The sequence below is a fragment of the Mycobacterium sp. genome (genome assembly GCF_049281135.1).
Lineage (GTDB): Bacteria > Actinomycetota > Actinomycetes > Mycobacteriales > Mycobacteriaceae > Mycobacterium.
In genome coordinates this window covers 1-11000 of sequence record NZ_JBAPRN010000568.1, presented here as the reverse complement: position 1 = coordinate 11000, position 11000 = coordinate 1, and the positions used below count along the sequence as shown (strand labels likewise).

General features: G+C 67.0%; 12 protein-coding genes. 4 read left to right on the top strand and 8 right to left on the bottom strand.

The window, feature by feature from the left end; translation table 11 throughout:
- A partial coding sequence (locus tag WAN02_RS22230) for an ABC transporter permease (protein WP_422266435.1) occupies positions 1–1075 on the top strand: 1075 nt, incomplete at its 5' end.
- 10 nt (positions 1076–1085) lie between these two features.
- Positions 1086–1760: a methyltransferase family protein gene (locus tag WAN02_RS22225; RefSeq protein WP_422266433.1), complete on the top strand. Its 675-nt coding sequence runs from the start codon at positions 1086–1088 to the stop codon at positions 1758–1760.
- An 83-nt stretch (positions 1761–1843) separates the two neighbouring features.
- Here the strand turns inward: WAN02_RS22225 and glgC are convergent, their stop codons facing one another.
- A complete protein-coding gene (gene glgC / locus WAN02_RS22220) occupies positions 1844–3058 on the bottom strand; it encodes a glucose-1-phosphate adenylyltransferase (RefSeq protein WP_422266431.1) in 1215 nt (404 codons plus the stop codon).
- A gap of 150 nt (positions 3059–3208) precedes the next feature.
- Between glgC and glgA the strand changes: the two genes are divergently transcribed.
- Positions 3209–4381, top strand: a complete 1173-nt coding sequence (gene glgA, locus WAN02_RS22215; protein ID WP_422266429.1) for a glycogen synthase — start codon at positions 3209–3211, stop codon at positions 4379–4381.
- 8 nt (positions 4382–4389) lie between these two features.
- On the opposite strand, the gene WAN02_RS22210 is transcribed toward glgA, so the two are convergent.
- The 7 genes from WAN02_RS22210 to WAN02_RS22180 all read right to left on the bottom strand — a co-directional run bounded on the left by WAN02_RS22210 (position 4390) and on the right by WAN02_RS22180 (position 10083).
- Positions 4390–4557, bottom strand: coding sequence for a DUF3117 domain-containing protein (locus WAN02_RS22210; protein WP_003406247.1), 168 nt, complete (start codon positions 4555–4557; stop codon positions 4390–4392).
- A 103-nt stretch (positions 4558–4660) separates the two neighbouring features.
- Positions 4661–5245: a DNA-3-methyladenine glycosylase I gene (locus WAN02_RS22205; RefSeq protein WP_422266427.1), complete on the bottom strand. Its 585-nt coding sequence runs from the start codon at positions 5243–5245 to the stop codon at positions 4661–4663.
- Positions 5242–5598, bottom strand: a complete 357-nt coding sequence (locus WAN02_RS22200) for a DivIVA domain-containing protein (RefSeq protein ID WP_422266425.1) — start codon at positions 5596–5598, stop codon at positions 5242–5244. Before WAN02_RS22200 ends, WAN02_RS22205 begins: the two co-directional genes overlap by 4 nt.
- A 65-nt stretch (positions 5599–5663) precedes the next feature.
- Positions 5664–6644 carry a glucosyl-3-phosphoglycerate synthase gene (locus WAN02_RS22195; RefSeq protein ID WP_422266423.1) on the bottom strand — a complete coding sequence of 327 codons (981 nt, stop codon included), beginning with the start codon at positions 6642–6644 and terminating at the stop codon, positions 5664–5666.
- Complete coding sequence (gene folP / locus WAN02_RS22190; protein ID WP_422266437.1) at positions 6641–7465, bottom strand: dihydropteroate synthase; 825 nt, start codon at positions 7463–7465, stop codon at positions 6641–6643. The genes WAN02_RS22195 and folP overlap by 4 nt, the downstream gene beginning before the upstream one ends.
- A 239-nt stretch (positions 7466–7704) precedes the next feature.
- Complete coding sequence (gene fadD6, locus WAN02_RS22185; protein ID WP_422266421.1) at positions 7705–9486, bottom strand: long-chain-acyl-CoA synthetase FadD6; 1782 nt, start codon at positions 9484–9486, stop codon at positions 7705–7707.
- Positions 9487–9519: 33 nt separating this feature from the next.
- Positions 9520–10083 (bottom strand): TIGR00730 family Rossman fold protein, encoded by a 564-nt coding sequence (locus WAN02_RS22180; protein ID WP_422266419.1) that lies wholly within the window; start codon positions 10081–10083, stop codon positions 9520–9522.
- Between the two features lie 84 nt (positions 10084–10167).
- On the opposite strand from WAN02_RS22180, the gene WAN02_RS22175 reads away from it, so the two are divergent.
- Positions 10168–11000 (top strand): AAA family ATPase (locus WAN02_RS22175; protein ID WP_422266417.1); only part of this gene is annotated, 833 nt, incomplete at its 3' end.

The following is an 11000-nucleotide window of genomic DNA, read 5'->3' as shown; positions in this document are numbered from 1 at the left end:
GTTCGCCGCCGTCGCCGCGGTGGCGGCCCAACTTTCGGCGAGCGCACGCTTCGCGCGCGGTGCGGCATTCGCGGTGCTGGCCACCGCGTTCACGCTGCGCGCCGTCGGCGACGCGGGCTCACCGTCGTTGTCGTGGCTCTCGCCGCTGGGCTGGTCGTTGCAGGTTCGCCCATACGCCGGCGACCGGTGGTGGGTGCTGCTGTTGCATCTGGCGACGACGCTGTTGCTCACCGCGCTGGCCTACCAGCTGCTCGCGCGTCGTGACGTCGGGGCGGGGCTGATCGCCGAACGGCCGGGCCCGGGCACCGCAGCACCGTTGCTGCGGAACGCTTTCGGGCTGGCCTGGCGGCTGGATCGCGGCGCACTGGTGCTGTGGACCGTCGGGCTGTGCCTGTACGGGTTGCTGATCGGCAGCATCATCCACGGTATCGGTGATGAGCTGGGCGGCGATACGGCACGAGACATCGTCGTGCGCATGGGCGGCACCAATGTCTTGGAGCAGGCCTTCGTCGCGGCCGCGTTCTGCATGCTGGGCATGATGGCGGCCGCGTTCGCCGTGTCGCTGACACTGCGGCTGCACCAGGAAGAGACCGGTCAACGGGCCGAGACGCTGCTGAGTGGATCGGTTAGCCGAAGCCGTTGGCTGACAAGTCATCTCGTGATAGCGCTGATCGGCTCGGCGGTCGCGATCGTGATCGCCGGTGCGGTCGCCGGCCTTAGCTACGGAATCGCCGCCCACGACGTCGGCGGCAAACTGTCGATGGTCGTGGGCACCGCCCTTGTTCAGCTGCCGGCAGTGTGGCTGCCGGCCGCGGTGGCCGTCGCACTGTTCGGGCTGGCACCGCGTTTCAGCCCGGTCGCTTGGGGTGTGCTGGTCGGATTTGTCGCGCTGTACCTGATCGGTTCGCTGTCCGGCTTTTCGCAGTGGGTGCTTGACCTGGAGCCGTTCGCGCACATCCCGCTTGTCACCGCCGGCGCCTTCACGCCAGTTCCGCTGCTGTGGTTGTTGGCGATCGACGTGGCGCTGATCGCATTGGGAGTGGCGGCCTTCCGCCGCCGCGACGTGCAGGCCTGAGGAGGCTGCCATGAATACTGTTGTCAAAGGCTCACTCTCGGCCATTCTGGGCTTGGCGGCGTTCGCGTTGCTGTTGTTCTGGCCGGCCGGGACGACCCACTACTGGCAGGGCTGGGCGTTTCTCGCGGTGTTCGCGTTATCCACCTGGATCCCGACCGTGTACCTGATGCGCACCAACCCGGCCGCGCTCGAGCGGCGAATGCAGGTTGGGCCGACCGCCGAAACCCGGCCGCTGCAACGGATTCTGATCACCGTCATCTTCATCGCGTTCCCGGCCTCGTTCGTGGTCGGCGGTCTCGACCATCGTTTCGGCTGGTCGCAGATGCCCGCGCCGGTGTCGGTGATCGGCGACGTGCTGGTCGCGATCGGGCTTGGCCTGGCGATGCTGGTCATCATCCAAAACAGTTACGCGGCAGCCAATGTCCGGGTCGAAGCGGGCCAGAGGCTCGTCTCGACCGGGTTGTACGGGCTGGTGCGCCATCCGATGTACACCGGAAACGTGGTGCTGATGCTCGGTATCCCGCTGGCGCTCGGCTCGTATTGGGGATTCTTCCTGCTGATCCCCGGCATGCTCGTTCTCGTGCTGCGCATCCGCGACGAAGAACAGCTGCTGACCCACGAACTCCGCGGCTACCGCGAGTACGAGCAGAAGGTCCACTACCGGCTGCTGCCCTACGTGTGGTGAACGCGTGTCGCGAGGCAGAAGCAGGGGCTGTGAAATTGGCCGGCCGGCGACCCTGGTTTCTGTTTCGCGGCAGCTGGTGAACGTCAGATCCAGACGCCCTTGCCCACGGCGACGACGCCGCCGGCGCTGATCGCGAAGCGTTCGCGATCCCTCTCCAGGTCCACCCCGACCATCTCGCCGGGTCCGACGACGACGTTCTTGTCCAGGATCGCGTGACGAACCACCGCGCCGCGGCCGACCCGCACACCCGGCATGATCACGCTGCCCTCCACGATGGCGCCGTCGTCGACCACGACGTTGGAGGACAGCACCGAATTCCGCACCGACGCCGCTGAGATGATGCTGCCCGCACCCACCACCGACTCCTGTGCGGAACCACCGTTGACGAACTTGGCCGGCGCCAGGTTCTCCGACGCACCGAGGATGGGCCAACGCCTGTTGTAAAGATTGAACACCGGGTGCACCGACACCAGATCCATGTGCGCGTCATAGAACGCGTCCAGCGTCCCGACGTCGCGCCAGTAGCCCCGGTCGCGGTCGGTGGCACCGGGCACGTCGTTGTTGTTGAAGTCGTAGACCGCGGCCATCCCATCACCAACCAGTCGCGGAATGATGTCGCCGCCCATGTCGTGATCGGAATGGTCTTCGTCGGCGTCGGCACGGATCGCGTCGATCAGGACCTTGGTGGTGAAGATGTAATTGCCCATCGACACGAACGTGGCGTCCGGGTCGTCGGGCGTACCCGGCGGATCGACCGGCTTCTCAACGAAGCTGCGGATGCGGCCGGATTCGTCGGCGTCGATGCAGCCAAACGCACTTGCCTCGGCACGGGGCACCCGGATCCCCGCGACGGTGGCCCCTGCGCCGCTTTCGACGTGGAAGCGCAGCATCTGCTCGGGATCCATCCGGTAAACGTGGTCGGCGCCGAAAACCACGATGTAGTCCGGATCCTCGTCGTAGATCAGGTTGAGCGACTGATAGATCGCGTCCGCGGAGCCGGTGTACCAACGCGGACCGAGCCGCTGCTGGGCGGGGACCGGGGTGATGTACTCACCGGCCAGACCGGACAGTCGCCAGTTCTGCGAAATGTGACGGTCCAATGAATGCGACTTGTACTGGGTGAGAACGCAGATCCTCAAGTAGCGGGCGTTGACGAGATTGGACAGCACGAAGTCGATCAGCCGATAGGCGCCGCCGAAGGGAACCGCTGGCTTGGCGCGGTCGGCGGTCAATGGATATAACCGTTTGCCCTCACCGCCGGCCAGGACAATGCCCAGCACCTGTGGCGCTTCCCTCATGCATCAAACCTAACGGCCGTCGCGAACCCCTGCCAGATCAAACAGCTGAATACCCACGCTGACGGACTGTCCATCAACAAATTTGGATGACTTCTCCTAACAGGGTGGCCGGGGCTGCGCGGTCCGAGTGCGACTACTACGGTGCCGGGTATGCGCGTGGCGATGATGACTCGGGAATACCCGCCGGAGGTCTATGGCGGAGCCGGGGTGCACGTGACCGAGCTCGTCGCGCAACTGCGCAAGTTGTGCCAGGTTGACGTGCACTGCCAAGGGGCGCCGCGGCCGGAGGCATTCGCGTACCAGCCCGACGCGCAATTGCGCGGCGCCAACCCGGCGCTCTCGACGCTGTCGACCGATCTGGTGATGGCGAATGCGGCCGCGGAGGCCGACGTCGTCCACAGCCACACGTGGTACACCGGGATGGCCGGGCACCTGGCGTCGTTGCTCTACGGCGTCCCCCATGTGCTGACGGCGCATTCGCTGGAGCCGTTGCGGCCGTGGAAGGCCGAGCAACTCGGTGGCGGCTACCGGATCTCGTCGCGGGTGGAGCAGACCGCGGTCAATGCCGCCGACGCGGTGATCGCGGTCAGCTCCGGTATGCGCGAAGACGTGCTGCGGGTCTACCCGACGGTCGATCCCAACCGGGTGCACGTCGTGCGCAACGGGATTGACACCGACGTCTGGTATCCGGCCGAGTCGCAGGAATCGTCGCCCGGCGAGTCGGTGCTGACCGACATCGGCGTCGACCGCTGGAGACCCATCGTCGCATTCGTCGGGCGGATCACCCGACAAAAGGGCGTCGCACACCTGCTGGCGGCCGCGCACGATTTCGATCCTGACGTGCAGTTGGTGCTGTGCGCCGGAGCCCCCGATACACCGGAAATCGCCGCCGAGGTGAGCGCCGGCGTGGCCGATCTGTCCGACTCACGCACCGGGGTGTTCTGGGTGCGGGAAATGCTGCCCATCGGCAAGATCCGCGAAATACTCTCGGCGGCAAAGGTTTTCGTGTGCCCGTCGGTGTACGAGCCGCTGGGGATCGTCAACCTCGAGGCGATGGCCTGCGGCACCGCGGTGGTGGCGTCCGATGTGGGCGGCATACCCGAGGTGGTCGCCGACGGGGTGAGCGGTTCGCTGGTGCACTACGACGCCGACGACGCGGCCGGTTACCAGGCCAGAATCGCCAAGGCGGTCAACGCGTTGATCGCCGACCCGGAGAGGGCGGAGCGCTACGGCCGAGCGGGGCGGCAGCGCTGCATCGCGGAGTTCTCCTGGGCGCAGATCGCGCAGCAGACGCTGGAGATCTACCAGAAGGTGTGCGCGTAACGGCGGGTTTAGCTGGTGACGCCCTTGAGCTCGTCGCCCAGTGCAGCGGCTTCATCGGGTGTCAGCTCGACGACTAGTCGGCCACCGCCCTCCAGCGGTACCCGCATCACGATGCCGCGCCCCTCCTTCGTCGCTTCCAGTGGACCGTCACCGGTCCGGGGCTTCATCGCCGCCATCGAGCGCTCCCTCCAGATTCGAGCTGGCCCGTCAACTGCACATTCACCCCTCCATTGTTCCCTATCGGCGCGGGTAGGTGTACATGACCTCCGGCTCGGCGTTTCACGCAGCGGTTGAAGGCACCCAGCAAGCACGCAGGTGATCGTCGACCATCCCGGTCGCCTGCATCAGCGCGTAAGCGGTCGTGGGACCGACGAAGCGGAATCCGCGGCGCTTCAATTCGCGCGCCATGGCGGTGGATTCCGGCGTCGTAGCGGGGACGTCAGCGAGGGTCGCGGGCCGTGGTCGCTTCGCCGGCGCGAACGACCAGAGCAGCTCCGAGAGGTCGACCTCGGTGTCGACGGTAGCCTGCGCATTGGCGATGGTCGCCTCGATCTTGGCGCGATTACGGACGATGCCCTGGTCGGCCATCAGGCGGGCCACATCGGCGTCGGTGAAGCGGGCGACCTTCTCGATGTCGAAGCCGGCGAAGGCCTGCCGGAAATTCTCCCGCTTGCGCAAGATGATCAGCCAGGACAGGCCGCTTTGGAAGGCCTCCAGACTCATCCGTTCGAACAGCGGCACCCGCCCGCGCAGTGGTTGACCCCACTCCTTGTCGTGGTAGTCGCGGTACAGCAGGAAATCCGGGCTGTCGGGCCGGCCAACCGCCCAGTCGCAGCGGACCAGGCCGTCCTCGGGCGCGGTCATGTCTGCTCCTGCTCGTCGTCGGCATCGGCGGAGTGTCGTTCGTCATCGGCTTCCACCTCGGCGGCGGCAATGGCATGCACCGAGGACAGCTGACCACGCAGCTGGTCGAGTTCCTGGCCGAGCCGATCCAGCACCCAGTCCACCTCGCTGGTCTTGTAGCCACGCAGGGTCTGGGTGAACTTGACCGAGTCGACGTCAGCGCCGGTGACGCCGGACGCCGGGAGCACTGTCGGCGTTGTCCCCCGCGGCAGCGGCGGCAGCGGCTCGCCGCGGCCGAACAGCACACTGGCCACACCGAACAGCACGATCGCTACCAGGACCAAGACCACCACGTAGAGCAACACCAACGCCACGGCACCGATATTGCCTTATCGGTCCGACGCGGTCGCTCAGGCTCTCGCTGGCGATCGCCACGGTCTTACGGGCGGCGCGGTCGGACGGCGTTCATCGGCGGCCGGTCGGCCAGCGACACCGCCGAGGTGCGCGGCGCGTAACCATCGCCGTCGACGAAGAATTGCGTCAACCCGATGCCGGAGTCGGGGATGCCGCAGCGGGACAGCAGCGTCGCGACGACCTGACGGCTCATCGGACCCAGCTCGGCCAGCGGCCGGTTGCGGTGCGCCCGCACGCCGAGGTTCACCTGCGCGATCGCGTCCAGACCCAGCCGGTCGTAGGTGTCGATCAGCAGGCCGATCTCGACGCCGTAGCCGGGCGCGAACGGCACCGACGTCAGCAGTTCGCGGGTGGCTGCATATTCGCCGCCCAGCGGCTGCAACACGCAGCCCAGTTCGGGCCGCAGGGCGGCGAGCAACGGCCGGGCGACCAACTCGGTGACCCGGCCACCGCCGGTCGCGCCCTCGCGACCACTGGCGTCGTGGGCGTTCAGCGGCCGCCGATAAAAGCTCTTGACGAGGTGAATGCCGTCCTCGGTGAGCAGCGGCCCGAGCAGCCGCGGCACGAACATCGGGTGCGGCTCGATCAGATCCGAGTCGACGAAGACCACGATGTCGCCGCCGGTGGCCGCCAGCGACCGCCACAGCACCTCGCCTTTGCCGGGCCGCGGCGCGATCTCGGGTAGCGCTTGTTCGCGTGTCACGACGCGGGCACCGGCGGCGATCGCCCGGATCTCGGTGTCGTCGGTGGATCCCGAGTCCAGCACGATCAGCTCGTCGACCAGGCCCCCGACCAGCGGTGAGATGCTGTCGATCACGGATTCGACGGTGTCTTCCTCGTTGAGGGCGGGCAGCACCACCGAGATGGTTCGCCCGGCTTTGGCCGCCGCCAGCTCCTCGACCGTCCACTGCGGACGGGTCCAGCTTCGGTCGGCCAGCCAGACGTCGCCCGGCATGGCGGCCAATGCGCCCTCAGTGGCGAGATCGACCAGCTCAGATGCCGTCATGCAAGTCCTCTCACCGTGCGCGTCGGGGCTCGTTGCCCCTGGATAGACGCCACCATCTCCAACACCCGTCGGGTGGGCCCGACTTCATGCACGCGGAACATCCGGGCCCCGGCGGCTGCTGCAAGCGCGGTGGCGGCCAGGGTTCCCTCCAGTCGTTGTGTCAGGTCCACTCCAAGAGTCTCCCCGACGAAATCTTTGTTGCTCAAAGCCATCAATATCGGCCACCCGGTACTAACAAGATCTCCCATGTGCCGCAACAGCGCCAATCCATGGAAAGTGTTCTTGCCGAAGTCGTGGGTCGGGTCGATCAAAATGCGATCACGATCCACTCCGGCGGCGACGGCCCGTTCGGCTGCTGAGGTGACTTCGTTGATCACGTGATCGACGACGCCGCGAGTGCTGATGCCGTAGCTGACCCGGTACGGACGGGTGCGCGGCCGGGCACCCCCGGTATGCGAGCACACCAGGCCGGCTCCGAATTCGGCGGCCACCTCGGGCATCGCGGGATCATAGCCGCCCCAGCTGTCGTTGATCAGGTCCGCGCCGGCCCGGCAAGCGAGCCGGGCTACCTCAGAACGCCAGGTGTCGATGCTGATCAGTTGGTCGGGGTAGGCCTCGCGCAGCCACTCGATGAACGGCACCACCCGGGCGATTTCGGCTTGCGTGTCGATGCTCTCCCCCGGGCCCGCCTTGACGCCGCCGACGTCGATCACGTCAGCGCCCTCGGCGATGAGTCGACCCGTGGCGGCCCGGGCCGCATCATCGGTGAAGTTCGCGCCACGGTCGTAGAACGAGTCCGGGGTGCGGTTGACGATCGCCATGATCAGTGGGCGATCGTCGCTGACCCGGCGACCGCACAGGGTGGACTGCACCCTTTCATGGTGCCCGCTGCCCGCACCGGGCGTTCACCAGCCTCGTCCGTCGTGGTCCGTGGTGGCACTCTTTTTTCGTTTTGTGACCGCGGGCGATATCACTGCAACTGCCCGGGTGATATCGCATATGGCAACGATTTCAAAAAAGGGTGCCACCCAGCTGACGGTGCTGGTGTGACTCGTGGTGCCTAGCCCTGCGGTCGCTTACCGTTCGCGACGTCCACGGGATAGTCGTCGTAAAACGGCACGTAGCCCTCGTCGCGGCCGGCCAGCACGTGCAGCGGATCTTCGATGTCGGCGCCGTAGGCCTGTTCACGCAGATCCACTTTGCGGCTCTTGAACGTGGTGGTGTGTTCCATCGAATCGACGATCCGCAGGAACAGCGGCAGTGCGTACACCGGCAACTGCGAGTAGACGGTCTCGGCAAGCGCTTTGCCGTCGAAGTCGGCGCCGTCGCGCAGCTTGACCGCCGCCATTCCGCAGCGGCCGCCGGTACGCGGAATCTCCACACCGAAGACGGTGCACTCCTCGACGGACTTGTTCGAGGCCAGCGCCCGCTCCACCTGAGTGGTCGCGACGTTCTCACCCTTCCAGCGGAAGGTGTCGCCGAGTCGGTCGACGAACGCGGCATGCCCCATGCCCTGCGGACTCATCACGTCGCCGGTGTTGAAGTAACAATCGCCTTTGCGAAACGCGTTGCGTACCAACTTCTTTTCGCTGGCGCTCTTGTCGGTGTAGCCGTCGAAAGGTTGCAGCCTGCTGACCGGGCTGAGCAGCAGACCGGGTTCGCCGGCGGGCACCTTCTGCACCCAGCCGTCGGCGCCGCGCAGCGGCGCACCGCTGTCGGCGTCGTAGGCGACATAGGCCACTGGCATCGCCGCCCAGCCCGCCGAGCGCGGCACGTTGAATACGTTGATGAAGGCGGTGTTTCCCTCACTGGCGGCGTAGAACTCACATACCCGCGCGATGTTGAACCGCTTGGTGAACTCGTCCCAGATCTCCGGGCGCAGCCCGTTGCCGGCGATCAGCCGCACCTTGTGCGCTCGGTCGGTCGGCTTCTCGGGCTGGTTGAGCAGATACCGGCAGATCTCGCCGATGTAGATGAAAGCCGTTGCCTTACTGGCGATCACCTCGTCCCAGAACCTCGACGCGGAGAAGGACTTGCCCAGTGCCAGAGTCGCCCCCGAGTTGATCACCGATCCGACCGCGACCGTAAGCGCGTTGTTGTGGTAGAGCGGCAGGCAGCTGTACAACGTGTCAGAACTCTTGAGCCGCAAGCCAAGTCCGCCGAACACCGCCAGCGCGGACAGCCACCGCTTGTGGGTCATCACGCTGGCCTTGGGGTGACCGGTGGTGCCCGACGTGAAGATGTAGAACGCGGTGTCCTTGGCCAGCACCGCAGACGCCGACGGCGGGTTGGTGGTCGGCGCGGTGGCCGACAGTCGCTCCATCTCCTCGATGGTCGTCGGGGCGATGGGGGCGCCTCCGCATTCCTCCACCGCGTCGACGAAGTCGGATTCGACGACGAGCGCCTTGGCCTCCAGCAAGCCGATGCTGTGTGCCAGCACGTCGCCGCGCTGGTGGTAGTTGAGCATCCCGGCGACTGCGCCGCACTTGACCGCGGCCAGCATCATCAACACGGCGTTGGGTGAGTTGCGCAGCATGATCCCGACCACGTCGCCGCGCCCGACTCCCCGGGCTGCCAGCACGGCGGCGTACCGGTTGGCGGTCGCATTGGCCTCGCGGTAGGTCACCTGCTGATCGCCGAATCGGATGAAGATGCGGTCGCCGTAGCGGTCGGCGCGGTCCTGGAAGATCTTGCCGATCGAGACCTTGAAGTTCGGCTGCGCCCGCGCCAGCGTGAGCATCCCGCGGGCGATCACCGGAAGATCGGCCAACACCGCGGGCGCCCGCGTCGCGATATCGATCAGTCCGATCGACGAGTGGTCACGGGCGTTGTTCTGGGACATGGCGGCCAGCCTATCGAGGCGCAGCAAACGCGCTCAGCGGGGTGCGCAGGCCGCGATCGCCGCGCCGATCTCGTCGACGACCACCAGTCGGTCCATCGCGGCCGGCAACACGTATCCGCTGTCGACCAGCCCGGACAGCCATGACCGTAACCCGTCGTAGTGCCCGGCGGGGTCCAGCAACACCACCGGCTTGTCGTGCATGCCGAGGTAGCCTCCGGTCCAGACCTCGAAGAATTCCTCGAGCGTGCCAATGCCCCCGGGCAACGTGATGAACGCGTCGGCGCGGTCTTCCATGATCTGTTTGCGCTCCCGCATCGTGTCCGTGACGATCAGCTCGTCGGCGTCATGGTCGGCGACTTCGCGGCGAACCAGAGCCTTGGGAATGACGCCGACGGTCCACCCACCGCGCGCCCGCGCAGCCGTGGCCAGCGCACCCATCGCCGAGACGTTGCCGCCGCCCCAGATGAGGGTCCAGCCCCGCTCCGCGATCGCCTCGCCGAGCTCGGCGGCCAGCGCCAGCAACTCGGGGTCGGTGGGTCCCGACGCGCAGTACACGCAGATCGCCCGCGGGTGGGGCGCATCGCGTTTGGGGTGCACAGTCGAAACGTAGACCAACCTTGCCGCCGAGCGCATTTGGGCCTAACCGCATGCGGTCAGGGGCGCGCGCAATAAACTCCGGCGGTGCCGAGTGCTTGGGTTGCCGCGCCGCCGGACGCATTGCTGCGCGAGGTCACGGACGCCTTGACCGATCCGCAGCGTTCCGGCGTGGCGATCCTGGGAGCCGACGGCGTCGGCAAGACGTTGCTGGCTAGCAGCGCCGCGGAGGCCTTCGCCGCGCCACCGACCATCGTGCACCGGGTGGTGGGCACCGCGACCGAGCGAGTCATCCCGTTCGGCGCATTCCGTGCCCTGCTGGCCGACGCCGACATCACCGAGGCGGGCCGACCGGCCGAGCTGCTCCGCGCCGCGCAGGAGCACCTGACCGGTGAGGATGCCCAGCAGCTTTTCGTCGTCGACGACGCGCACCTCCTTGACCACCTGTCTGCAACGTTGATCTACCAGCTGGCGGTCGGCGGCTCGGCGCGGCTGATCGTCACGGTCCGGTCGGACGCCGAGCTGCCCGACGCGGTCGCGGCGCTGTGGGCCGACGAGTTGCTGAACCGCATCGAGGTCGGGCCGCTGGACGCGGCAACGACGACCGCGATGCTGGAATCGGCCCTGCCGGCGCCGCCGAGTGCCGGATTGGTCGACCAGGTGTTTGCCCACAGTCAGGGCAACCCGCTTCACCTGCGGCACCTGGTCGACAGCGGCGACCTGACCAATGGCGCCACCCTGCCGACCCTGATCGACAGCTACCTGTCCGGTCTGCCGTCGCCAGCACGCGCGGTACTGGACCACCTGGCACTGGCTGAGCCGCTGCAGCGCGGCGATGTGACGGCGTTGGCCGGCGAAGGCGCCGTCGACCAGGCCGAAGCCGCTGGCGCGGTGACTATCGACGGTGATCTGGTCTATGC